This is a genomic window from Streptomyces smaragdinus, assembly GCF_009604385.1.
GTDB classification, from domain to species: Bacteria; Actinomycetota; Actinomycetes; order Streptomycetales; family Streptomycetaceae; genus Streptomyces; species Streptomyces smaragdinus.
In genome coordinates this window covers 85314-109495 of record NZ_WEGJ01000022.1, presented here as the reverse complement: position 1 = coordinate 109495, position 24182 = coordinate 85314, and the positions used below count along the sequence as shown (strand labels likewise).

At 71.3% G+C, this 24182-nt stretch carries 16 protein-coding genes and 1 pseudogene; 5 read left to right on the top strand and 12 right to left on the bottom strand.

All coding sequences use genetic code 11. The features are described from left to right. The first annotated feature begins 221 nt into the window (after positions 1-221). The 4 genes from SRB5_RS23945 to SRB5_RS23930 all read left to right on the top strand — a co-directional run bounded on the left by SRB5_RS23945 (position 222) and on the right by SRB5_RS23930 (position 5888). Positions 222-1037, top strand: coding sequence for a hypothetical protein (locus tag SRB5_RS23945; RefSeq protein WP_153455439.1), 816 nt, complete (start codon positions 222-224; stop codon positions 1035-1037). Between the two features lie 74 nt (positions 1038-1111). After that, a complete protein-coding gene (locus SRB5_RS23940) occupies positions 1112-3136 on the top strand; it encodes an ATP-binding protein (protein ID WP_153455437.1) in 2025 nt (674 codons plus the stop codon). Further along, a complete protein-coding gene (locus tag SRB5_RS23935) occupies positions 3133-4503 on the top strand; it encodes a hypothetical protein (protein ID WP_153455435.1) in 1371 nt (456 codons plus the stop codon). Before SRB5_RS23940 ends, SRB5_RS23935 begins: the two co-directional genes overlap by 4 nt. Continuing rightward, complete coding sequence (locus SRB5_RS23930) at positions 4500-5888, top strand: hypothetical protein (RefSeq protein ID WP_153455433.1); 1389 nt, start codon at positions 4500-4502, stop codon at positions 5886-5888. Before SRB5_RS23935 ends, SRB5_RS23930 begins: the two co-directional genes overlap by 4 nt. A 10-nt stretch (positions 5889-5898) precedes the next feature. Here SRB5_RS23930 and SRB5_RS23925 read toward each other — a convergent pair whose 3' ends face one another. Both SRB5_RS23925 and SRB5_RS23920 read right to left on the bottom strand, forming a co-directional pair. Continuing rightward, positions 5899-6114: a hypothetical protein gene (locus SRB5_RS23925; RefSeq protein WP_153455431.1), complete on the bottom strand. Its 216-nt coding sequence runs from the start codon at positions 6112-6114 to the stop codon at positions 5899-5901. Positions 6115-6179: 65 nt separating this feature from the next. After that, on the bottom strand, positions 6180-7037 hold the full coding sequence (locus SRB5_RS23920; protein WP_323378369.1) for a metallophosphoesterase family protein: 858 nt from the start codon (positions 7035-7037) through the stop codon (positions 6180-6182). Between the two features lie 225 nt (positions 7038-7262). On the opposite strand from SRB5_RS23920, the gene SRB5_RS23915 reads away from it, so the two are divergent. Then, positions 7263-10013, top strand: a complete 2751-nt coding sequence (locus SRB5_RS23915; protein WP_153455427.1) for a CDP-glycerol glycerophosphotransferase family protein — start codon at positions 7263-7265, stop codon at positions 10011-10013. A 75-nt stretch (positions 10014-10088) separates the two neighbouring features. Here SRB5_RS23915 and SRB5_RS23910 read toward each other — a convergent pair whose 3' ends face one another. From SRB5_RS23910 to hydA, 10 genes and pseudogenes are all read right to left on the bottom strand, one after another. Further along, on the bottom strand, positions 10089-10904 hold the full coding sequence (locus SRB5_RS23910; protein ID WP_153455425.1) for a suppressor of fused domain protein: 816 nt from the start codon (positions 10902-10904) through the stop codon (positions 10089-10091). A 109-nt stretch (positions 10905-11013) separates the two neighbouring features. Then, the gene (locus SRB5_RS23905) at positions 11014-12015 is read right to left on the bottom strand and encodes a glycoside hydrolase family 6 protein (protein ID WP_153455423.1); all 1002 of its coding nucleotides are present in this window, start codon (positions 12013-12015) and stop codon (positions 11014-11016) included. Continuing rightward, a complete protein-coding gene (locus SRB5_RS23900) occupies positions 12015-13616 on the bottom strand; it encodes an acyl-CoA carboxylase subunit beta (RefSeq protein ID WP_153455421.1) in 1602 nt (533 codons plus the stop codon). The genes SRB5_RS23905 and SRB5_RS23900 overlap by 1 nt, the downstream gene beginning before the upstream one ends. A gap of 14 nt (positions 13617-13630) precedes the next feature. Then, on the bottom strand, positions 13631-14182 hold the full coding sequence (locus SRB5_RS23895) for a cupin domain-containing protein (protein ID WP_153455473.1): 552 nt from the start codon (positions 14180-14182) through the stop codon (positions 13631-13633). After that, positions 14176-15384 carry a cytochrome P450 gene (locus SRB5_RS23890; RefSeq protein WP_323378367.1) on the bottom strand — a complete coding sequence of 403 codons (1209 nt, stop codon included), beginning with the start codon at positions 15382-15384 and terminating at the stop codon, positions 14176-14178. Before SRB5_RS23890 ends, SRB5_RS23895 begins: the two co-directional genes overlap by 7 nt. A gap of 47 nt (positions 15385-15431) precedes the next feature. After that, a complete protein-coding gene (locus SRB5_RS23885; protein WP_153455419.1) occupies positions 15432-16484 on the bottom strand; it encodes a type III polyketide synthase in 1053 nt (350 codons plus the stop codon). A gap of 310 nt (positions 16485-16794) precedes the next feature. Next, positions 16795-17201 (bottom strand): annotated as a pseudogene (locus SRB5_RS23880) (hypothetical protein); the annotation flags it as partial. 26 nt (positions 17202-17227) lie between these two features. Next, positions 17228-17590, bottom strand: a complete 363-nt coding sequence (locus SRB5_RS23875; RefSeq protein WP_153455417.1) for a hypothetical protein — start codon at positions 17588-17590, stop codon at positions 17228-17230. A 2-nt stretch (positions 17591-17592) separates the two neighbouring features. After that, positions 17593-22260, bottom strand: a complete 4668-nt coding sequence (locus tag SRB5_RS23870) for a putative T7SS-secreted protein (protein WP_153455415.1) — start codon at positions 22258-22260, stop codon at positions 17593-17595. A gap of 401 nt (positions 22261-22661) precedes the next feature. Continuing rightward, positions 22662-24053: a dihydropyrimidinase gene (gene hydA, locus SRB5_RS23865; RefSeq protein ID WP_153455413.1), complete on the bottom strand. Its 1392-nt coding sequence runs from the start codon at positions 24051-24053 to the stop codon at positions 22662-22664. Positions 24054-24182: the final 129 nt, after the last annotated feature.

The following is a 24182-nucleotide window of genomic DNA, read 5'->3' as shown; positions in this document are numbered from 1 at the left end:
GCGCGGTCGGTGGTGACGACGAGGGCGACGCGGTCACCCCGGTTGAGCTCGATCCGGCCGGGGGGCGGGGTGACCTTTCCGCCGGCGACGGTGATGCGCACGGTCTTGTCGGGGAGGCCGTCGTCGGAGGCGGTGTGGCGCCGGCTTCGTCGGGGGGTGTCCGGCCTTCGGCCGTCGCGGGCGGTGTGGCGCCGGAATCCGCCGTCGTGCGGGGGCGGTTGGTGGATGAGGTGCTTGGACGGTCCGTGCTGGCGCGGGCGGTGGCCCGGTCCCGGCTGCGTCTGGACGGGGCCGACGCCGTGGCGTGGGCGGCGCTGGTGCTCGCGGAGGTCGATCCGTCGGTGCTGGGGCGGCCGTCGGGCGGTGCGGTGGTGGGCGAGGTGGCCCGACGGCTCGGGGCTCCGTCCGGGCGGGTGGGGGATGTTGGGAGCGTAGGCGGTTCAGAACGCCCGGGAAGTCCCGTACCGGTGTCGACGACCCCGGCGGACGCTCCCCGCGCCCCGGAGCCGAAGGACGACACCGCGACCCCCAACCCCCGGGGCCTGCCCACCCGATGGGCCGGACTGCTGTTCCTGCTCGCCCTCGCACCAGCCGTGGGCCTGCCCCACGCCGTCCTCGCGACGCCCGCCCTCGCCGGCCGGTCCCTGCCGTGGGTGCTCCAGGGCGTGGCCCTCACCCTGGTCCCGGCGGCCGGTGACGACCCGGCGCTGGCCGCGTTCGCCGGACTCGACCCGCTGGAGCCCTCGCCCCTGCGGGTCGCCCCGCCCGCCTCGCCAGACGAGCGGTGCGCGGTCGGCGAACTCGCCGGGCGCTGGGCCCGGGCGGCGGCCGAGGCGCTGGGCCGGCCCCCGGAGGCGGGCCCGGTGACGGTACGGGCCCTGGCCGCGCGCCGGGGGGAGATCGTCTTCGACCCCGGCTGGATCGAGGCCGTACTCCCGCTGGACGAGGTGGACGTCGACGTCCGGGTGGCGGGGCTGGACCTCGACCCGGGATGGGTGTGGTGGCTCGGCTGCGTCGTGCGCTATCGCTATGTGTGAGCGTCTGCGGATCGGGCTCAGCCAACAGGTGTCGCATCACGCGTGGGTGACGGTCCGTCACGAAGCTGTTGGTCATGACGATCCTCCATGACGCGCAGGCGGTGCTGCCGGATGTGGACCTGCCGCAGCACCGCACCAGCCGGGGCCTGACCGCCCGGGCCGCGCACGTGGCGCTGCGGATCGCCGACCTGGTCGAGGCCACCTGCGCGACCGGGCCGGCCGCACCGACCGTGACGTTCCTCCGGTCGTGGGCCGAGCACACGGGACGCACCGGCCCGGGACCGGCCGACCCGTCGCCCCCGCTGGAGCGGCTGCGGACGCGGTACGGGCTGGGCACGGTGGCCCGGGACCTGCTGCTGCTCGCGGGTCTGCCCGAGGAACACGAGGGGCTGGCGGGCACGTTCCGGGCCCTGCACCCGCAGGGCGAGCCCCGTCCGACGCTGGGTCTGGCCGCGCTGCTCGCGGATCCCGACGGTGACGGCCGCCCGCTGATCCGCCGCCTGTGCGCACCCGGCGGGGTGATCGACGAGGGCCTTGTACGCACCGTCGGGGACGGCCCCCTGTTCGAGCGTTCCGTCGAGCCGGCGCCGGCGCTGTGGGAGGCGCTGCACGGCTGGGACGCCTGGCCTGCCGCCCTGGCCAGGGTGCCGGCCGGGGCGCCGCCGCCGGGGCTGGACGGCTGGCTGCGGCTGCCCGCCGTGCGCCGGGCGGTCGCCGCGCTGCCGTCGCCGGTGGCGCGGACGGTGGTGCTCACGGGCGAGGACGAGGCCGTGGTCATGAGCCGGTGCGCGGCGATGGCGGCCGCCGCCGGCATGCGGCTGCTCGCCGCCCGGGTCGCCGCGGACGACACCGCGGGCGCCCGGCTGCTCGCGGCGCACGCGGCGGTACGGGATGCCGTCCCGGTGTTCTGTGTCACCGCCCCGCGGCAGGAGGGCACGGCCGCCCCGCTGGACCTGTCCTGGCTGCGGGGTCCCGCCCTGGTCTGCGGGCGGCCCGGGTCGTTCCGGCCGACGGACCCGCGTCCGGTGCTGACCGTGCCGCTGGGGCCGCTCGCCCCGGACGACCATCGCCGCGCCTGGTCGCAGGGCGTGCCGCAGCTGCGGTCCCTCGCGGCCGTGCTGGCGATGCGCCATCCGCTGGACCCGGCGCTCACGGCCGTGGTGGCCGCCGATCTGCGCGGCCGGCACCACCTCGGCGCGCAGCCGCAGCTCGAGGACGTCTCGGCGGCGATCCGCGGCCGGGCCGCCATCATCCTGCCGCCGGGCGTGAGCCTGAGCTCCCCGGACGTCCCCTGGGACCGCCTCGTCCTGCCGCCGGAGCCGGCCCGGCAGCTCCGGGACGCGGTGTCCCGGCTGGACCACCGGCAGCTGGTCCTCCAGGACTGGGGATTCGCCGAGCGGGTACGGGCCGGGCGCGGCGTCCGGCTGCTCTTCACCGGCCCTCCCGGCACGGGCAAGTCGCTGGCGGCGGCGGCCGTCGCCAGCGCCGCGCGGACGGATCTGCTGCTGGTCGACGTGGCCCGCCTGGTGTCGAAGTGGATCGGCGAGACGGAGAAGAACCTGGCCGCCGCCTTCGACGTCGCGGAGCGCACCCAGGCGGTCCTGCTGCTGGACGAGGCGGACGCGCTGTTCGGCACGCGGACGCAGATCAAGGACGCGAACGACCGCTACGCGAACCTCGAGACCGCGTATCTGCTGCAGCGGATGGACGGATTCGACGGGCTCGTCGTCCTCACGTCCAACCTCCGGCGGAACATCGACGCGGCGTTCCTGCGGCGGATGGACTTCGTGGTCGAGTTCGGTCTCCCGGACACGGCCCTGCGCGCCCGGCTGTGGCGGCTGCATCTGCCCGGACCCGCCCGGCTCGCCGCCGACGTGGACCCGGACGTCCTCGCCCGTATGTATCAGATGTCCGGCGCCTGGATCCGCAACGCGGCCCTGGGCGCCGCCTTCCTCGCTGCGCCGGACGGCGGCCCCATCACCCGGGCCCATCTGCTGCACGCGATCCGCCGCGAGTACGCGAAGGCCGCGCAGCCGTATCCGGGTGAGCCTCCCCGGTGCCACAGCGAGGAGCCGGAGCACGGGGAGGGGCGCTCATGAGCAGCTGCGACGGGACACCCGTCGGCCACGACGGCGGCCGGGACGCCGATCTGCCGGTCAATCCCTTCCTGGCGCTGCGCGCCCGGTTCGGGATGCTCCTCGGCGAGGACGACTTCCACACCCTCATCGGCAACGCCCGCGGCAAGCTGATGCTGCACAACGCCTGGCTGCACGGCAGCGGCGTCGTCCACGGCTACCGGGTCGGTGTGGACACGGACACCGCGGCCGGGACGCACACGCTGCGGGTGTCCTCGGGGCTGGCGGTCGACGGACTGGGCCGCGAGCTGTATCTGGGCGGTGACTGGTGCGCCGACCTGGCCACGCTGGTGCGGAACTTCGCCGGTGAGGGCACGGTGGAGAGCTGCGACGACGAGCGTGTCGTCGAGGCCTGCCTCGCCGTCCGCTTCGCGCCGTGCCCGGCGTCCCCGGTGCCGGCGCTCGCCGACCCGTGCGACCTGTCCCGGCGGCACACCTCGGACTCGCGGGTGGTGGAGCGGGTCCGGCTCGAGCTGCGGCCGGGACGCTGCCCGTCGCCGCCGCCCGCGCCGTATCACCGGGTGCGGGTCCTGCTCGGGCTGGACGGGACCGCCCCCGGCGACCTCGCCGACTGCCGCGCGGCCCGCGAGGCGGCCCGGGTCGCGGGGCTGCCCGGGAGCGAGCGCGCCGCCGCCCTGCTGGACGCCTTCCACCGGCTCGCGGCCGAGGACGCGGCGGATCTGACGCCGTTCACCGCCGAGGGGGACGAGCCCTCGCTGTTCCCGCGGGACGAGCCGGGCGCGGTCATGCTGGCCGGGCTGCGGGTACGGGTGCGGGGCTACGGCGACCAGCTGCGGGTGATCGACCACGACGTCGACCTGCGGGGCCGCCCGACGCTGCTGCCGACGGTCACCGTCGCGGACCTCGTCTGCGGTCTGGCCCCGGCCCTGATGGGTTCGGGCACGGCCGCGGATGCCGGCGGCCCGCGGGTGGAGCGTGAGGCGGAGTGGCCGCAGCCGAGGGTGCTGCGGCTGGGCGTGACGGCGCCGCTGCTGCGCGGGTCGCTCGCGGACCACCCGGTGGCGGTGACGTCGCTGTCGGAGAACGGCTGGGTGCGTGAGGACATCGCCCGTATCGAGCACGACCCCGACGCGCTCACCCTGACCGTCGTCCTGCACGACCCGCCCGCGTACGACCTGGTCCGGGTCATCGTCCGGGGCACCGGCCCGACGCCGGTGTTCGGGGCGGAGCCCCGGGTGCCGCTCGCGGGACTGGTCTCCGGTCCCCCGGGCGGCGAGGACGACGGTCACGACGCGGTGCTGACCCTGCGGGCGAGCCGCCCGGACACCGGCACCGACACCGACAGCACCGACGCGGGAGACGCACCATGACGACGCCCGAGATCGCCCGGCTGAACCCGTTCGACGGGCTGTTCCTGCGCGCGGTGCACCTCCAGCAGATCCAGCTCTACACCCAGGCCCTCACCCGCGCGCTCGGCCTGGCCGGCGACCCCGGCGTCGTATCCGGGTACGGGCTGAGGACCACGTCCACGGCCCCTGGCGAGCCGCCGACGAAGCTCGCCGTGCAGCCGGGCCTCGCCGTCGACGCCGACGGCCGGATCCTGCTGTCCTCGTCGACCCTCGAGGTGGACCTGCCCGGCCCCGGGCAGACCCTCGTGTGGCGGGTCGAACTCTTCGAGAGGGACGAGCCGTTCGGCCCGGAGAACAGCTACGGCGACGTCTGCGTCGACCCGTGCGAGGCCCCGGCCGGGACCACCGCGTTCATCGGCGAGGCGGTCGGCGTCCGGCTCGCCCCGCTCCCCCTGCCGGCGGGACTGGACCCGACGTCGGCGGCGTTCCGTAACCGCGTGGCGTCCTGGTACTTCGAGCAGGAGCGCTCGGCGGGCAACCCGGTCATCGCCGCGTCCGACCGGGACTCCGCCGCCGACCGGGGCCGGCCGATCACCACGGCCGACTGGGCGGTCCCGACGGGGCCCGCCACCGGCCCGCTGGGCATCGGTCTGCTCCTGCGCGACGGCGACGGATTCGTGCCGGACGTGTGGGCGGCCCGTCGCGACCGGGTGCAGAGCCCGCCGGAGTCCGGCTGGATGAACCGGCTGGCGATGCGGCCGTGGCAGGTGTTCGTGGCCCAGCTCCTGCAGTTCCAGGACCAGCTCAACGCGGTCTGGCCGGGCGCGGGCGCGACGCCCGCCCCCGGCGCGCCGATGGCGCCGTCCGTACGGGCCGACGTGTCCGATCAGCTGACGCAGGCGCTGCGCCTGATGCGCGCCCGCAAGAGCCGCGAGCCGGCCGGCCTGCTGCGGAACGCCCTGGCCGTGCTCCAGGGCCGGGTGGCCGACGTGCCGATGCTCGGCCTGGCGGACCTGGGGTTCGAGGATCTGCCGCCCGCCGGCTATCTCCCCGCGCAGGGCGACTACGCCCGCGAGCGGCTGCGGGCGCTGTTCCCTCCGGAGACGGAGATGGTCTTCAACACCTACCGCGCGGACGTCGTCGTGGGCCTGGTCGCGCGGGAGCAGCACGGGGACCGTATCCCGCTGACCCGGGCGGGCGGCGGGCTCTGGCCGCCCCGGATCGAGATCATGGTCCCGGTCCCGGATCCGTACGCGCAGGAGGAGAGTCCGCGGAGCAGCCGGGCGTGGGTGGCGTTCCGCCGGGCGGGATACATCCCCTCGTACGACGGGGACTCCGACGGGACAGAGTCACCCGCCCCAGGAGCCACCGACACCGGCGACGATCCACCCGGGAACGGGGACTGACAGGCCCTCGCTACAGCTTCTCCGAGAACACCCGGATCAGGGCGAAGAGCTCCTCGGCGTCGAACGTCCTGAAGACGCGCTCCGCCGACGGCGAGGACGGCGACGGGCCCGACCGGTACCGCACCTGGTAGAGCACGCGGCCGTCGTGCGGTCGGACCGTCAGGACGCAGACGAAATACCCGGCGCCCGGTATCGCGGCTGGTTCGGCGTTGCTCGGCGGACTCATCACACCGCGATCGTCCCCCGGCCACGTCACGGGATCGTGACGCGTCCATGCGGCCGCCGACCGGCTCAGGAGGCTTCGTCCGCCGGGAGGATGCGCCGCAGCCGTCCCGGCGGATGCGGGCGCTCGCGCCACTCGCGGGGGTAGCCGACGGACACCTCCTCGAAGCGGACGCCCTCGTGGTGCGTCGTCCGCGGGATGTGCAGATGCCCGTAGACCATGGCGGCGACCGGGAAACGCCGGTGCCAGTCGCCGGTCAGCGCCGTACCGCACCACATGGCGAACTCCGGGTGCCACAGGACGTCCGTCGGGTGGCGGTGCAGCGGATAGTGGTTGACGAGGACGACGGGCAGGTCACCGGGGAGTTCGGCGAGCCTGCGCCCGGTCTCGGCGACCCGGTCCCGGCACCAGGCCTCGCGGCTCGGATACGGATCGGGGTGCAGCAGGTACTCGTCGGTGCAGACGACGCCCGTCCGGTGCGCGTGGGCCAGCCCCTCCTCCTTGGTGGTGGAGCCGGCCGGGAGGAAGCTGTAGTCGTACAGCAGGAACAGCGGCGCGACGACCACCGGCCCCCCGGGCCCGCGCCACACGGGGTACGGGTCCTCGGGGGTGATCACCCCCAGCTCGCGGCAGAGGTCCACCAGCTGCCCGTACCGGGCGACGCCGCGCAGGGCGACGGTGTCGCGGGGATGGGTCCACAGCTCGTGGTTGCCCGGCGCCCAGACGACCGTGCGGAACCGGCCCGCCAGCGTCTTGAGCGCCCAGCGGATGTCGGCGAGGGTCTCGGAGACGTCTCCGGCCACCAGCAGCCAGTCGTCGTCGGACCCGGGGCGCATGGCCTCGACGAGGGCGCGGTTCTCCTTGTACCCGATGTGGAGGTCACTGACGGCCAGCAACTGCCCGTCGGCACCGGCCGTCGATGTCACCTCGCACCTTCCGCTCATGAACGCCACCACAAGAACACGCCGGGTGACGTCCCGGCAAGACCCCGGGCCCCTGCACGCGCCCGTTCGGTCACCGTCCGGTAACGCTTCGTAAGGCCGTACATCCATGTGTTCGCACTGTTATTACGCGAAGCGTGCGACACGCGAACAACTCAGTTAACGTGCGGTGACTTGAAATCCGTGGACAGGTAAAGAAGGGCGTCGCTCATGGCACAGTCTCTCGCCGATCTCGCGTCGGCAAGCGTGCAGCGGATCCTGCGGTTCTTCCCCGAGAGTTCGCAGGCCGAGCGCGAGGAACTGTGCACCACAGCCCGTGAACTTCTCGACACCCACGGCGCGAAGGCGCTCGCCGAACTCCCCCCGCTCGACCGCGTCGTATGGCATCTCGCCGCCGAGAGCCGCGCCGAGGACCTCGACGCGGTGGTCCGCCACCAGCGCAGGGACCCGAACGCCTTCCAGGTGACGGGCGGCCGAAGCCCCCGGCTGGAGCTGCCGGGGCTGCGGGACCTGAAGCTGCCCGACCGCATCACCGCGCTCACGGAGCGCGATCTGCCGGTGACGGCGCAGCTCATGTCGGTCGGCTGGCGCGGCGACGACCTCGTGTGGGAGGGGTACGCGTTCATCGCGAACCTGCCGCGTCCGTCGGGCCGCCTCCTGGGCCGGTCCGCGGTGCTGGAGGAGGCCGAGTCCGGCCGCCGGATCAAGCTGCGCATGCGCCGTACGCGGAGCGAGCAGGCCACCGTCGCCTCCGGGCAGGCCCTGCACTGCTACGACCGTACGGGCTTCGAGATCGTCGTCCCCGCCCGCCGGCTGCGCGAACTCGCCGAGGACGGCGCCGGCCAGTGGTTCCTGAACGTGGAGCTCAAGGGGCCGGGCGGGACCTACTCCTCGCGGGTGCGCCAGCGGGACGCGGGCACGGCCGGGCACAACCAGGTGAGTCATCTGGCGGACGGCGTACGCCTCGTCGTCGGCTTCACCAAGAACGCCGTGGGCATCACGGTGCAGCAGCCCACGGCCGAGATCGAGTCCTTCACCGTCACGGACGGCGAGCTGCGGCTGGTCATCCGGGTGCGGCCCGGCGCCAAGCCGCCCACCGACCTCGACATCGTCGAGGGTGACACGAAGCTCAGCAGCACGCTCACGTCCCTGTCCGGTTCCAAGGACGCGTTCCGCCGCTACGAGGCCGCCTTCGACGTCGAGCGGCTGACCGCGGACGACCCGGAGGGGATCAAGACCCGGCAGTTCAAGGTGACCCTGCGGGGAGCCACCGGCCGCGGCCAGACCCCGGTCCTCGCCGAGGACTTCACGACGGGCAGGCATCCGCTCGCCTCCGGCCGCGAGCTGGCCGTCCACCGCGACGGACCGGGAAAGCTGCAGCTGGTGACGCGGGCCGTCCGTCCCGTGGTCGACAGGATGACCGTGACGGAGGCCGGGGGGCTGGTGCTCGAGGGCACGTATCCCGCCGGGGAGAAGAAGGTCGTCCTGCGGCACGGGATCCGCTTCGAGGAGAAGGAGCCGCCGGCCGAGTTCGCGGACGGGCGCTTCACGATCCGGATCGCGCCCGAGGCCGTCCCGCAGCCCGACGGCCCCGAACTGCCCCTGTGCCCCGGCCGCTGGTATCTGTTCTTCCGCGACGCCGACGCCTGGGACAAGTCGGGTGACGTCCCGGTGACGATACGTCCGGAGCAGGTGCGGGAGCTGCCCCTGGACGTCAGCGGCCCGCAGGGCTCGTACACCGTGGACCGCCGCTACTTCGACCGCCTCTTCATCGAGCCGGAACGCCTCCTCGGCCCCGACGAACACGGCGCCTACCGGCAGCGCGAGCTGCGCGAGAAGTACTTCCGGCAGCAGCAGAAGCTGCCCCTGCGCGACGCGGTCGTCTACATGAGCCTCGAGGGCCGGCAGTTCTCCGACTCGCCGCGGGCGGTGTACGAAGAGCTGGTCCGCCGGGGCGCCGACGTCGAACACATCTGGACCCAGGACGGCGGCCTGCCCGAGATGCCGGCGGAGGCCCGGGTCGTACGGCGGGACAGCCGCGCCTGGTACGAGGCCCTCGCGCGCAGCCGGTACGTCGTCGTCAACACGATGGTGGGCGACTGGTTCCTCACCCGTCCCGGGCAGCGGGTCGTACAGACGTGGCACGGCACGCCGCTGAAGAAGGTCGGCAAGGACCTCCTCGGCACGGCCCAGTCGAGCCCCGCGTACATCGCGAGCCTGCCGCACAGCTACCGGCAGTTCGACTTCGTCGTCTCACCGAACCCGCACACCACCGAGATCATGCGCCGGGCCTACAGCATCGAGGGCGACCTCCTCGAAGCCGGCTACCCGCGCAACGACGTCTTCCACGCCGCCGACCGCGAGGCCCGTGCCGCGCGGGTCCGCGAACGGCTCGGCCTGCCCGACGGCAAGAAGGTGATCCTGTACGCGCCCACCTGGCGCGAGGACCAGCGGCACGAGAGCAAGCTCTACAAACTCGACCTGCGCATCGACCTGGCCGCCGCCCAGGCCGAACTCGGCGACGACCACGTCCTGCTCTTCCGCAAGCACCCGCGGGTCCACGACAACGTCCCCGGCGCCGGCCGGGGCTTCGTCTGGGACGTGACCCGCTACCCCGACATCGCCGACCTCTACCTCATCGCCGACGTCCTGATCACCGACTACTCCTCGGCCTTCTTCGACTTCGCCCACTCGGGCAAGCCGATCCTCTTCTTCACCTACGACCTGGAGCACTACCGCGACACCCTCCGCGGCCTGTACTTCGACCTCACCACCCGGGCCCCCGGCCCCCTCCTCGAAACGTCCGAGGACCTGGTCAAGGCCCTGCGGGGCATCGACCAGGTCGCAGTGGAGTACCGCGAGAAGTACACCGAGTTCGTCAAGGACTTCTGCGTACCCGGTGACGGCCTGGCCACGGCCCGGGTCATCGACCGCATGCTCACCGGCGAGCCCACGCCGTAGCCCCGAGGGGCAAACCGTGCGGGGCCGGACGACTGCGGCCCCGCACGGCCGTATCGGCCTGCCGGTCGTCCGCGCCTAGTCGTCCTCCAGCGTGTACGCGCCGGAAGCGTCGGTGAACAACGCCGTCTGTCCGGGGCGGGCCTTCCGCACGAATTCGGCAACGTGTGGGAAGCGTGCGACGAAGGAACTGACCGCCCACAGCTCGTGGTTGTCTGCGTTGTCCATGTATTCGTCGGATTCCAGGCCGGTGAGCGACTGCAGCTCCGAGCCCGAATAGGTCACCCAGCGCGGCGGGTGTTCGTCGTGCAGCTTCGAGAGGATGACCGGTGCGTTGTCCGGTATGCCGCCGCCCTCGACGGCGTCTTCCCTCGTGACGTCCAGCAGCGCGTCGAGCGATCCGGCCGCCTTCACCAGCGCGTCCCAGCCGTAGGCCGACGCGACGGCCGCCTCGGCGTCGGTCAGCAGGCGGAGAGTACGGACGTGGCCGAGCACCGTGCCGTCGGAGGCGAGTACGTCGTCGAACGACGCGCCCCAGCGTGAACCCGTTGCCATGATCGCCGAGATCCGGGTGCCGGTGAGGAAGGGATCGCTGTTGCGCCACGGGGCTTCGAAGGGAGGCACCCTTCGGTTCGTGGCCATGTCGTCGCAGACGATCTGCAGGGCGATCCTTGCCGCACCCAGTTGGCCTTCGATCACTTCGACGGCCAGCTCGACTCTCTCCCCCGAGTCGGTCGGCAGACGGGACGCCCCGGCTGTCATCAGCGTGATCGGGCCCGTCGCCGGGCGCTTCACGACCACGCGGATCATGCCGCCGATCAGGTCCTCCTGCACCATCGGGTCGACCCCGAGCGCATCGAAGACGTGTTCCGGGAATCGCAGGCTTTCGGTCATCCGCGCATCCTTGCACGCCGATTACGAGTTGAGGCGCACATTTGGTCGATTCCGTCGCCGAGACGTGCACGATGCGCAACCGGGTACCGGCCACCTGAGCGGTAAGCGTTCAGCGCCGCCCCGGAGCCGTACGCGACTCCTTCTCCTCCGCCGCCCGCGCCAGCCCCAGCGCGTACTCCGGCCACCACGTCCCCGCCTGCGGGCCGCCGCCGCAGGAGCCGTCCGACTTGCCGGGGTTCTTGATCCACAGGTAGGCGTCGACCAGAGGGTCGTCCGTCTTCGTCGTCGGTGGGTCTCCCAGGGCCCGGCCCGGTGGGTTGCACCACTCGCCGACGAGCGGGCCGTTGCCGTTTCTGCTCGTGTCGATGATGAAGTGCTTGTTCTCCAGGAAGCCGGAGATCTTGCCGCCGTACGCCTTCAGGTCCGCGCTGGTCTGGAAGTTGGCGGTGTTGAGCGCGAAGCCGTCGGAGCGGGCGATCCCGGACTCCCGCAGCCGCTCCGCCAGTTGCCACGGATCGCGGATCCAGCCGGAGTTCCCCGCGTCCAGATAGACCTTCGTCCGGGGCTGTTCCTTGAGCCGGGCGACCGCCTTCGACAGCAGCGTCGTCCGCTCGCCCGCGACGTCCCGCGGGGTGCACCCGTCCACCATGTGCGGCACCGCGTCCGGCTCGAGCACCACAATCGCCTCGCCGTCCCCGATCTCCTCGGCAAACTCCCCGACCCAGTCGAGATACCGCCCGCCGTCCGGTGCCCCGCCAGCGGAGTGCTGGCCGCAGTCGCGGTGGGGGATGTTGTACGCGACGAGCACCGCCGTCTTCCCCGCCTTCCCCGCTCCGGCCATGACGCGCGCCACGTCGGGCCGGGGGTTGTTGCCCGCCACCCAGGCCGCCTGCGGGTGACCGGCGATCCGCCGCACCAGCCGGGCGTCGTCCGCGCGCCCCTCCGACGCCCACTGCTCGGCCTGGCGCGCCGCGTCGCTCTCCGGGTCGACCCAGAACGGCGAATCGTCGGCAGCGGGTACCGCCGCGCCCACCAAGGCGGCGATCGCCGCCACGACAGCGGCGAGCAGGCGCAACGGGCCGGGCATCCGGCGGCGGTCCGGCGTGCCCATCAGAGCGGCGGGATGCCGTGCTTGCGGGACGGCAGGTCGGCGTGTTTCGTCCGGAGTACGGCCAGCGACCGGATGAGCACGGTACGGGTCTCGGCGGGGTCGATGACGTTGTCGATCAGGCCGCGCGCGGCCGCGTAGTACGGATGCATCAGCTCGGACTTGTACTGCTCCACCAGCCGCTCCCGCGTGGCCTCCGGCTGGTCGGACGCCGCGATCTCGCGCCGGAAGACGATGTTCGCCGCGCCCTCCGCCCCCATCACCGCGATCTCGTTCGTCGGCCAGGCGAAGGCGAGGTCGGCGCCGATCGCCCGCGAGTCCATGACGATGTAGGCGCCGCCGTACGCCTTGCGCAGGACCAGGGAGACGCGCGGCACGGTCGCGTTGCAGTAGGCGTAGAGCAGCTTGGCGCCGTGCCGGATGATGCCGCCGTGCTCCTCGTCGATGCCGGGCAGGAAGCCGGGTACGTCCACCAGCGTCACCAGCGGAATACTGAAGGCGTCGCAGATGGTCACGAACCGGGCGGCCTTCTCCGCGGCGTGGATGTTCAGCACCCCTGCCAGCGTCTGCGGCTGGTTGGCCACGATCCCGACCACATGCCCGTCGAGGCGGGCCAGCGCGCAGATCACGTTCTCCGCCCAGGCCTCGTGCACCTCGAAGAACTCGCCCTCGTCCACCACCTCGGCGATGACCGCCCGCATGTCGTACGCCGCCTGCGGGTCGGCCGGGACGAGGTCCCGCAGCCGCTCGCAGCTGCGGTCGGGCGGGTCGGCGGTCTCCACCACGGGCGGGAGTTCACGGTTGTTCGACGGGAGCAGGGAGAGCAGGAAGCGCACCTCCTCCAGGCAGCTCTCCTCGTTCTCGTAGACGAAGCCGGCCACTCCTGTCTTTCGCGCGTGGACGTCGGCGCCGCCCAGCTCGTCCAGGGTCGTACGCGATCCGGTCACGGCCTCCACGACGTCGGGTCCCGTAATGCACATCTGGGAGACGTTGTGGACCATGAAGACGAAGTCGGTGAGCGCCGGCGAGTAGGCGGCGCCTCCCGCGCAGGGGCCGACCACCACGCTGATCTGCGGGATGACCCCCGATGACCGGGTGTTGCGGGAGAAGATGCCGCCGTATCCGGCGAGCGCGGTCACGCCCTCCTGGATCCGGGCGCCCGCCCCGTCGCACAGGCCCACCAGCGGGGCGCCGGCCGCCGCCGCCAGGTCCATCACCTTGTGGATCTTCTCCGCGTGCGCCTCGCCGAGCGCGCCGCCGAAGATGCGGAAGTCGTGGGCGTAGACGAAGACGGAACGGCCGTGCACGGTGCCCCAGCCGGTGACCACGCCGTCCGTGTACGGTCGGTTCCGCTCGAGCCCGAAGCCGGCCGCCCGGTGCCGCCGCATGGGTTCGACCTCCGTGAAGGAGCCGTCGTCGAGCAGCAGGTTGATGCGCTCGCGGGCGGTGAGCTTGCCCCGGGCGTGCTGTCTCTCCGTCGCCTCGGCGTCGGGTCCGTGGGTGATCTCGTCCCTGATCCAGGCGAGTTCGGCGAGCCGTACCTCCGCGTCGGAGAGCCCGGCGGCCCGGGCCCTCGTGGCGGTGGGCTCCCGTACGTCGGCCATGGGTGGACCTCGATTCACTCGTCGGTGTGCGCGGGCGGGGCGGAGTACCGCATCGGCGTCAGCTGTTCGATGTCGTAACGGGCCCGCAGCCGCGCGATGACCTCGGGATCCGGCTCGCCGCCCTGGGCGAGGTGTTCGAGGATCTCCTCGAAGTAGTCCTCGTGATACGGCGGCGGCGACGCCTGGAAGAACATGCGCGCCGGCTCCCCGGTCCGGTTGGCGAAGGCGTGCGGGCAACCCGGCGGCACGACCATCACCGTGCCGGGCGTCGCCCGGACCACCTGCCGGCCACCGGGCGAGGTCCAGTGGCGCCAGTCGTCGGGGGTGCGTACGCGTGGTTCGAAGGCCAGCACCTCGAGCTCGCCCTCGAGTACGTAGAAGAGCTCCTCGCTGCGCCCGTGCACGTGTGCGCCGACGTCGAAGCCGGGCGGTACGACCACCTCGAAGCTCGACGCGGTGCCCGAGTGTTCGCCGGTCACCTTGAAGGTGACCTCCTGGGCGGGGGTGCGTACCGTACGGCCCGCTCCGGAGGGTACGAGGAGGCCCTCGCGTACGCCGCTCACCAGGTCACCGGCAGCGCCTCCGGGCCGCGGATCAGCGCGCCGCGGCGGAACGGAACCTCCTCGGGCGGCACCGTGAGGCGCAGGCCGGGAAAGCGGTCGAGGACGGTGGAGATCAGCAGCTGGGACTCCATCGTGGCCAGCAGGCCGCCGACGCAGTAGTGCGGGCCGTGCCCGAAGGCCAGGTGCGGGTTGGGTGACCGCTGGAGGTCGATCGCCCCGGGGTCCGGGAAGACGTCGGGGTCGCGGTTGGCCGCCAGATACGAGTTGTAGACGGCCTCGCCCGCCTTGATGGTCACCCCGCAGAGCTCCACGTCCTCCTTGGCCACCCGGGAGAGGCCCACCGCGCTGCGGTGCGGGATGTAGCGCAGGAGCTCGTCGACGCCCCGGGCGCGCAGCTCCGGCTCGGCGCGCAGCCGGTCGGCGAGTTCCGGGCGGGTCAGCAGGATGTAGATCATGTTGCCGCTGTTGTTCGTCACGGCCTCGCCGCCGATCTGGATCAGCAGGGCGAGCCCGACCGCCTCCTCCTCGCTGACCTCGGACCGCGCCACGGCGGCGCCGAGCAGCCCGCAGACGTCGTCGCCGCCGGTGCTGCCGCGTTCGCGGAGCAGCTCCGTGAAGTAGGCGGCCATGTTGTTCTTGGCCTCCTCGCTGCGGTCGGCGCCCTTGGAGGAGGAGAGGATGCTGTACGTCCATTCGTGCATCCGGGGCTGGTCGGCCGCGGGCACGCCCATCACCTCGCAGACCACGGCGAGGGGGAACGGGACGAGGAGCCGCTCGGTGAAGTCCGCGGGCGGTCCGTCCCGGAGCAGGGGGTCCACCAGGTCCTCGAGGATCTCCTGGGTCCGGTGGCGCAGCCGCTCCACCCCGCGTTTGGTGAACGCCGCGGCCACGGCGCGGCGCAGCCGGGTGTGGTCGGGCGGATCGGCGAAGCCCACGGCGCCGGGGACGGGGATGAAGTGGGGCGCGAGGCGGGTCACGTCGGCCGGCACGACGGCCTCGCGGCTGAACCGGTCGTCGTTGGTCACCGCCTTGACGTCCTCGTACCGGGTGACGAGCCAGGCCCAGCCGGTGCCGTTGGGCAGTTCGATCCGGGTGATCGGACCTTCCTCCATGAGTTCGGTGAGCACCGGGTCGAAGTCGACGCCGTGCAGGTCCAGGGCGGGCCAGACGCGAACGGGCGGGCGGGTCTGCTGGTACGTGATCACGGCGGTGGTTCCTGCCTTCGTTGCGGGGCGGCGGCGTGCGCCGCCGGTCAGGGGGAGGTGGTCCAGCGGCCGAGGGACATCTCGGCGGTGATGCCGGGCCCGAACCCGGCGAGCATGCCGCGGTGTTCGCTCACCGCGCTGCCCTCCTCGAAGAGCCGGCGGAGGGCGTCGAGGACGACGGCGCTGGCGATGTTGCCGTACTCGGTGAGCGTCGCCCGGCTGAAGCGGAACGCGTCGGCCGGCACCCGGAGGAACTTGCACAGGTCGTCAAGGATGCGGGGCCCGCCGGCGTGGATGATGTAGAAGTCGAGGTCGGAGGCGTCCCAGCCGTGGTCGGCGGCCAGCTTCCGCAGGGCGGGGGCCAGCGGCTCCATCGTGCCGGGGACGCGCTTGTCGAGCTGGAAGTGGAAGCCCGTGGCGCGGACGTCGTAGGCGATCCACTCCTCGGTGTCGGGGACCAGGTACGAGCTGTTGCGCTCCAGGGAGATGCCGGTGCCGCCGACGCCCCGTACCACGGCGGCGGCGACGCCGTCACCGAAGAGGCCGTTGGAGAGGAGGTTGCCGACGCCCAGATCCACGGGCTGGTAGCAGAGCGAGCAGAACTCGCAGGCCACGATGAGCACGTTCGACTCGGGGTACGCGACGCAGAAGTCGTGCGCCCGGTTGACGGCGGCACTGCCCGCGGCGCAGCCGAGCTGAGCTATGGGGATCTGCCGGGTGTCGTGGGGGAAGCCCATCGTGTTGATCAGCCAGGCGATGAGCGAAGGCATCATGAAGCCGGTGCACGACACATAGATGATCAGGTCGATGTCCCCGGGATCGCACTCGGCCGCGTCCAGCGCCTCCCGGACCACGGCGGGAACCCGGGATTTGGCCTCCGCCTCGTACAGCGCGTTCCGGCTCTCGAAGCCGGGGTGCCTGAGCGTCTCCTCGATCGGCTGCACGATGTGCCGCTTCGCGACGCCGGTGTTCTCGATCAGACGCAGCGCGAGGTCGAGGCGGGGGTGGTCGGCGTGGATGGTGCGCGCCAGATTCAGCGTGTCCTCCATCGTGATCACATGCTCCGGCACGGAAACGACGGGTCTGCACAGCGTTGCCATGGTGATACGCCTTTCCGCTGCCTTGTTGGCGGCTTCCTCGTCTACAGTGACTGACTCCACCGGGATGCAGCCTGCTGACCGGATCCATTCAGGTCACCGTCCGCGGCATTGTTGAAAATGCACTCAAAATCTTGCGGAAGCGGCAATGTCCGGGAACGCGAAACCAACCTCCCGCCGGGATTCGCCGGCCATACGGATCCGGCCCCGCGAAATACCCGGTTCCTGGAATTCCACAGCGGCCGCAAAACGGCCCCGTCCGGGGACAAGTCCCAGGTCAGGGCCGTTTTGGCGGATGGGTCGGACTGTGGGTTCAGCCGAGGTACTGGCTGACGCCGCGGGGGAGGTAGACGCCGTGGCCGGCGTACTCGCGCCGGTCGATGACCAGCTCGCCGCGGGAGAGGACCGTTTCGACTTGGCCGGTGACCTTCTTGCCCTCGTACGCCGAATAGTCGACGTTCATGTGGTGGATCTCGGCCGACATCGTCTGCTCCGCGGCCGGGGCGAGGGTGCCCTTCTTCCCGTACAGGCCGAACATCAGCGCCGGGGCCGCGCCAGCTCCGTCACCGCCTCCTGCGCCGATACGTGCACGACGTACACCGGAGCGCCGGCCACCTGCGCCAGCCTGATCACCCGGTGCGTCGCCTCCGACTCCGGCAGCGCGTGACGCACCTCGCCGTGGTAGCGCGGGTCCGTCTCACCCCGGGCCAGGGCCTGATCGAAAACAGCGGGAGCTGGTCGCGGAGCTATCTCCCCTCACGCAAATGAACGTTCGCGCACACCACAAATCCCTCGGCCCCATCGCCGGAAACGACCAGGTTCAGGTACCGCTCGCGGTGCCGTTCCGGTACCGGTACGAAATCGGCCATTTCCGTGCCGGTGTTCGCCTCGCGGATCTCGAGGCTCGAATAGCTGTAGGACCTGAGCTTCATGCCGAGTACGTCGGTGAACACGACCTCCACATACGCCGACGGGTCATCGTCTCCGGAGCGGCCGCGCATAACAAGCGTGCGATGCGATACGTGGTACTCCCACAGCCTGATCGGCCGCTCGACCAGCAGCGGGAGCAGACTGCGGGCGGACTCCGCGCCGTCGTTCAGTACGGGCATCCCTAGAACCCCTCAGGTGGATTGGGCAGGACTTTACCATCCCGATACCAGATCACCCGCGCTCTCACCGACTCGGGGGCCGCCTTGATCATCGCCAGTTCCCAGGCGGTGAATTCGGAGCCGACCGGTACCGAGGGACCTGCCTTCGACGTCGCGGCGTAGGCTGCCGGGTCGGGGATATCGTCGAGGTTGAAGTGAATCTTCACTTCGCTGCTCGGGTCGATTGCGGACTTGAACACCGATTCCCATTTTTCTATGCCGCCGGGCCAGTCACTCCACATCTTGCCGCCGGTGCGGTCCGCATGGTCCGGAAGCAGGAATGGGTTGTCCTCACTCTCCGACTTCCCCAGCGCGATTTCCGGCGGACACTCCACGCCCCCGTTTCCGGCAGGCGTCAGGCCATGCGGGTCGGCCCAGGTGTGGGGGTTGTGGACGTAGGTGGTGGGATTGGGGGCCGGGGACAGGCCCAAGGGGTCGGGGGTGGTGTAGCGCGCGGTGGTGGGGTCGTAGTAGCGGTGGTGGTTGTAGTGCAGGCCCGTTTCGGGGTCGTAGTACTGACCGGGGTAGCGCAGGGGGGTGTAGGCGGTGGCGTTGCTGTTCCAGGTGGTGGTGCCCCACAGGGTGCGGCGGGTGTGCCAGGCAATCGAGCCCGATTCGTCGATCAGTTCGGTCGGGGTGCCGATGAGGTCGGTGACGACGGCGAAGAAGCGGGCGTCGATCTCCTGCTGGGTGGCGGTCTCCAGTAGGCGTTCGGTCTGGGCGAGTGGTGTGTGGCCCTGGTGGTCCCAGGTGAGGGTGACCGGGTGCGGGGTGCCGCCCGTCGTGGTCTGCTCGCACAGGGTCGGGCCGTCCCATGCGAAGTCGACCTGTTCCGCGGCTGTTTCGCCGTCGGCGGCCATGCGCTGTTTGCGGGTGCGGCGGCCGAGCGGGTCGTAGTGGTAGCGCCAGACGGTGCCGTCAGGGGTGGTGACCTGGGCGAGGCGGTTCTCCGTTGTGTAGTGGTAGTGCCAGGTGTCGGGCTTGCGGGAGAGCCTGGTTTTGATGCGGGTGGTGAGGCGTCCGGCGTCGTCGTGCTCGTAGCGGTTGGTGCCGGCCCGGACGATCCGGGTGCCGGTGTAGGCGCGTTCGCCCTGATCATCCTGGCCGGTGCGGTGGCCGGTCCAGGACGCGGTGGTCTGGTTGCCCGCCCGGTCGTAGGCGTAGGACTCGGTCCACCGGTCGGCTGTGACGGCCGTGACGCGGCCCATTACGTCGAGGACGAAGCGCTGCGTCCCGCGCAGAGTATCGTCGACAGCCGCCAGATAGCCGTCGGGGCGGTAGGTGTAGGTCCGTCGGCTGATCTCGCGGCCGCCCGTCGACATCTGCTGGGCGGTCAGCCGGCCGATCACGTCCCAGGAGCGTGCCTGGCTGAGATCGTCGCCGTACTGGCGTGCCAGCTCGCGGCCGACGGCGTCGCGGGTGAAGCGTACGTCCCGGCCGCCGGCAGTAAGGCCCGCGGGGCGGCCCGCGGCGTCGTAGGTGTATGTCGTCTCATGGCCGGAGGGTGTGACGCGCCGGGTGCGACGGCCGCAGGCGTCGTACCGGTAGGTAATCGCCCGGCCGTCGACCAGCTCGGTCTTGAGCAGCCCTCGTTTGTCGTACTGGCGCAGCAGCTCGCCGCCCGGGCCTGATGCCTGGATCAGCCGTCCCGCCGGGTCGTAGGCGAAGGTGGTGACGTCGCCCGCGGCGTCCTTGCGCGTCGTGCGACCGAGGGGGTCGTGCTCGTATCGGATCGTCTCGCCCAGCCGCGTCGTGTGGGCGACGATCCGGCCCGCCGGGTCGTTTTCGTAGCGGATGGTCCGTTCGTCGAAGTCCGTCTCCGCTGTCAGCCGTCCCGCCGCGTCGTGCTCGTAGGACCAGGTGAGCCCCTGCGGGTTGGTGACCCTCGTGAGGCGCAGCTCCGCGTCGTGGTCGAACTCGTACCTGGCGCCGTCGGCGTCCGTGCGGGCCGTCAGCTGGTCGAAGTGCCCGTACTCGAAGCGCTGGACGGCCCCCGCCGCGCCCGTGTGCTCAGTGAGGTTCCCCTCGCCGTCGTACACCCAGGTCTCCGCCCAGCCGTCCGGTGCGATACGACGGGCCAGGTCGCCGTCCGGCGTCCACTCCAGCCGGGTCACGCCTCCGTCCGGAGCGGTCACGGTAGCGAGGCGGCCGAAGGCGTCGCGGGTGCAGCGGGTCAAGGCGCCGCAGGGGTCCATGGTGTCCAGGGGGAGTCCGGCGGCGTCGCACCGTATCGTCGTCACCGAGCCCGTGGGGTCGGTAACGGACTCCAGGCGGCCGTGGGAGTCGTACGCGAAGGTGGTGGTGTGGCCGGCCGCGTCGGTGCGCCGGGTGAGGTTGCCTCGCTCGTCGTACTCCTGGCTTCGACGGGCACCATCGGGTTCGGTCACTTCAACGGGCAGGCCCAGGTCGTTGTACGTGACGTGCAGGCGGGTGCCGTCCGGACGGTCCACGGCGGTGAGGCTGCCGTCCCCGTCGTACGTCGCGGCCAGGACGTGGCCCAGGGCGTCCGTGCGGGTGTGGGCGCGGCCTCGGGTGTCGTAGCCGAACGCGGTGGTGTTGCCGAGGGGGTCGGTGGCGGACAGGACGTGGCACTGCGCGTCGATGAGGTAACGGCTCGTGTGGCCCGCGGCCGTGGTCAGGGCGGTGACGCGGTGTCCGGTGTCGGGGTCCGGTTCGCCGTACGAGATACGGACCCGGAAGTGGCCGGCTTCGCCGCCCTCGGCGATGACACGGTGGCGTTCGTCGTAGACGTAGTCATAGCGTCGGTTGTTGGAGTCGATCCACGCGGTGATCCGGTGTTCGTCGTCATAGACGAACGTGGTGGTGGCGCCGGAGGGCTTGGTGACGGTGGTGAGGTCGCCGTTCGCGTAGCCGTAACGCATCACCGGGTGATCGCCCAGGTCGAGGGCCGTGACACGGCCGTCGGTCGTGGTCAGTCGCAGGTGGTAGCCGCCGGAGTGGACCACGGAGAGTGGGGTGCCGTCGTCGGTGCGGTCGATGGTCACGCGGTTGCCGTTGCGGTCCGTCGTCTCGGCCAGCCAGGCGGTGCCGTCCGCACCGGGGTCGGTGCCGCGCGGGGCCGGGAAGTGGCGTATCAGGCCCGTATCGCGGTCAGTAAGCAGGTAGTCGCCGCTCTGCGTGAGCTCCAGCAACGTGCGGGAGGTGCCTGTCTCGGTGGCGGTGGACAGGTCCGGGACCGGATGCGGATACGTCAGCAGCAGCCCGTCGGCGGTAACGTGGACGACACCGCTCGCGTCGATCAGCAGCCGCTCGTCCACCGTGGACGACCAGGACGGCCCGAAGAACCGCCCGAGCTCGTAACCGGACTCCGCCCGGCGGGTGAACGCCGACGCCAGCACCCCCGGCAGTTCAACATCGGTCTGCGGCAGGTACATCCGCCCGGACGCCAGGTCCACCGGGTCAGTTCCGTTCGAACAGCGACGGCTGTCGGGGTCCCGATGTCCGCCCGGTGTGTCGTCCAGGGCGCGGCGGACCTTGGCGGCGTCTGCCAGGTCGTCCGCCAGCCGCGCCGCCTTGACGGCGGCGCCACCGCCGCCGGTCGCAATGGTCAGGGCGACGTCGGGGGCCAGGCGGCCGAGGCCCTCGGCCGGGTCCTTCATAAAGTCCGTGACCATCTGGCGGCCCGTACCCCACGGGTCGTTGACCGCCGTCACCAGTCCGGCGACGGTGCTGTTGAGGTTGGTGACGTACTCGGCGGGATGGGTGAGGTTGTACGGGTCCGTCGGGTTGATCGAGCGGGCGAAGCTCACGATCCCCATCACGCCCTTGAAGGCGCCGAACTGAAAGTGCGCCCACTGCATCGGCAGTTCCATCAGGCCGTCCATCGCCTGCTCGCCGTACGACGGCTTCGGCGGCGCCGCGTCCCGCGCCGCCCGCACCGCCGCCGACGCCGTGTCCGCTGCCGAATTCCGCTGCTTACGCGCCTCCGTCAGAATCTGCTGCGCCTCATTCATCAACGCAATACCGGGATTCGACGGACCCGGCCTCGGCGGCAGCGACGACGGGTCCCGGGACTCGGAGGGCTGGGCATTGTAGCGGTCCACCGCGTCGTTGTAGGAGTTCACCTTGGACTCGTACGAATCCGACGCCTTCTCACCCTGTTTGAACTTGTCGAGTGCCGTCTGCGCCTGTCCCTGCGCCCACGTCACCGTCCCCGCGAACTGCTCCAACGCGCCACCGGCCTGCGCGAACGCGTCCGCCGCCTTGAACCATTTCGGCGGCTCGATCGACGCCGACTCCCGAAACGCGTCGGCCGCCTTCCCCTTTAATCGGGAGGAGTCCAGGCCCTTCAGCCCGTTCCCGACCTTCGTGAACGCCCCGGCGAAGTCCCGTAGGTTCGTCGCCGTCGACCGTAACTTCTCCGCGCTTCCGTAGATCAGCTTCGTCTTGTCCTCGGTCTGCCCCAACTGCAGCTCATCGACCTGGGCACCCATCTGATTCGCGAGTGACCCGGAATTCTCCCGCACCCAGTCCGCACCCGACTCCCACCCCGCGTCGTCGAGGCGGTCCGCCGTCCACTTCCCGGCACCCTCAACAGCGTTGCCGACGTCCTCTACCCCGTCCTCGATCAGGTCCTCGACCGGGTCGGGAATGAAATCACCGATGCCCATCAACTCACCCCGTGTGTCGACACCAGAACCACGACGCCCCACAGATGGAGACGAACAACAGCATTGTCCGGTTCCCGACAAAAGCCACACGGGGTGGATCCCTGACATACGTGGACTACCGGGCGGACCCCTCCTGCTCGGAGGACGGCGCGGCTTGTCGGTGCCGCCGGCCTGCCGATCCAGTAGCACCATCTGCGGACCGCAGGAATGCTCCAGACCCGGTGCCGCCTGCACAGCTGGCTGCGGCCGGTGAACGCTTGCCCGGCAGGGTGTCGCTGAGGAAGCACAAAGGCACACGACAGGGCACCCCGATCTGCGGGGATTCACAGGTCGGGCTACTGGCGGACCAGTCGGGTTTGCGCCCGGTTCCGTTCGCCCGATTAATCCTGATGAGGTGCCTGCTATCCGAGGTACTGGCTGACACTGCGCGGGAGGTAGACGCCGTGGCCGGCGCGGCCGACATATTCACGGCGGTCGATGACGAGTTCCCCGCGGGAGAGGACCGTTTCGACCTGGCCGGTGACCTTCTTGCCCTCGTACGCCGAATAGTCGACGTTCATGTGGTGGGTCTGCGCCGACATCGTCTGCTCCGCCGCCGGGTCGTAGATCACCACGTCCGCGTCAGCGCCCGGGGCGAGCGTTCCCTTCTTCCCGTACAGGCCGAACATCCGCGCCGGGGCGGCGCAGGCGATCTCGATCCAGCGGCGGCGGGAGATGTGACCGTCCAGGACCGCCTGGTGGAGGAGGTCCATGCGGTTCTCCACGCCCGGCATCCCGTTGGGGATCTTCGAGAAGTCCCCGCGGCCCAGCTCCTTCTGGCCCACGAAACAGAACGGGCAGTGGTCCGTGGAGACCACCTGGAGGTCGTTCGTACGCAGGGCCCGCCACAAGGACGCCTGGTGCTCCCGCGGGCGCAGCGGCGTCGAGCAGACGTACTTGGCGCCCTCGAAGTCCGGCTCCGCGAGATTGTCCGTCGACAGGAACAGGTACTGGGGACACGTCTCGCCGAAGACCGGCAGCCCCTCGTCCCTCGCCCGCGCCAGCTCCGTCACCGCCTGCTGGGCGGAGACGTGCACGACGTAGACCGGGGCGCCGGCCACCTGCGCCAGCCTGATCACGCGGTGCGTGGCCTCGGACTCCAGCAGCGCGTGGCGCACCTCGCCGTGGTAGCGCGGGTCCGTCTCGCCCCGGGCCAGGGCCTGTTGGACCAGGACATCGATCGCGATGCCGTTCTCCGCGTGCATCATGATCAGACCGCCGTTGGAACCCGCCCTCTGCATCGCCCTCAAGATCTGGCCGTCGTCGCTGTAAAACACGCCAGGATAAGCCGTGAAGAGCTTGAACGACGAGATGCCCTCGCTGACCAGATGGTCCATTTCCTTCAGCGTCCGGTCGTTCACGTCGGACATGATCATGTGGAAGCCGTAGTCGATCGCACAGCGACCGTCCGCCTTCGCGTGCCACAGGTCCAGGCCCTCGCGCAGCGAGTGGCCCACCGACTGCACCGCGAAGTCGACGATCGTCGTCGTGCCTCCCCACGCCGCCGCACGCGTGCCCGTCTCGAAGGTGTCGGAGGCGAATGTGCCGCCGAACGGCAGCTCCATGTGGGTGTGCGCGTCGACGCCGCCCGGGATCACGTACTTGTGGGACGCGTCGATGACGTGGTCCGCGCTCCACTCCTGGCTCCCCGTGGCGGCGAGCGCCGCGATGCGGCCGTCCTCGATCAGTACGTCGGCGTGGATCTCGTCGGTAGCCGTGATGACCAGGCCGCCGGTGATCAGAGTGCGGGTCATCCTTCACATCTCCCCTGCGCCGGGAGCCGCCGCGTCCCGGTCTGGTCGTGGATTCGCTCGTCCTCCCACCGGTCTACACCCGTAGAGTCCGGTCGTGGAGGAACCGTAGAAGCGTGTCCCCGGCAGCGC

Coding starts and splice junctions, on each gene's coding strand:
- SRB5_RS23900 (WP_153455421.1), bottom strand. CDS start 13,616: ATGGCCGACGTACGGGAGCCCACCGCCACGAGGGCCCGGGCCGCCGGG.
- SRB5_RS23925 (WP_153455431.1), bottom strand. CDS start 6,114: ATGAGTCCGCCGAGCAACGCCGAACCAGCCGCGATACCGGGCGCCGGG.
- SRB5_RS23905 (WP_153455423.1), bottom strand. CDS start 12,015: ATGGGCACGCCGGACCGCCGCCGGATGCCCGGCCCGTTGCGCCTGCTC.
- SRB5_RS23870 (WP_153455415.1), bottom strand. CDS start 22,260: ATGGGCATCGGTGATTTCATTCCCGACCCGGTCGAGGACCTGATCGAG.
- SRB5_RS23885 (WP_153455419.1), bottom strand. CDS start 16,484: ATGGCAACGCTGTGCAGACCCGTCGTTTCCGTGCCGGAGCATGTGATC.
- SRB5_RS23915 (WP_153455427.1), top strand. CDS start 7,263: ATGGCACAGTCTCTCGCCGATCTCGCGTCGGCAAGCGTGCAGCGGATC.
- SRB5_RS23875 (WP_153455417.1), bottom strand. CDS start 17,590: ATGCCCGTACTGAACGACGGCGCGGAGTCCGCCCGCAGTCTGCTCCCG.
- SRB5_RS23935 (WP_153455435.1), top strand. CDS start 3,133: ATGAGCAGCTGCGACGGGACACCCGTCGGCCACGACGGCGGCCGGGAC.
- SRB5_RS23940 (WP_153455437.1), top strand. CDS start 1,112: ATGACGATCCTCCATGACGCGCAGGCGGTGCTGCCGGATGTGGACCTG.
- SRB5_RS23930 (WP_153455433.1), top strand. CDS start 4,500: ATGACGACGCCCGAGATCGCCCGGCTGAACCCGTTCGACGGGCTGTTC.
- hydA (WP_153455413.1), bottom strand. CDS start 24,053: ATGACCCGCACTCTGATCACCGGCGGCCTGGTCATCACGGCTACCGAC.
- SRB5_RS23910 (WP_153455425.1), bottom strand. CDS start 10,904: ATGACCGAAAGCCTGCGATTCCCGGAACACGTCTTCGATGCGCTCGGG.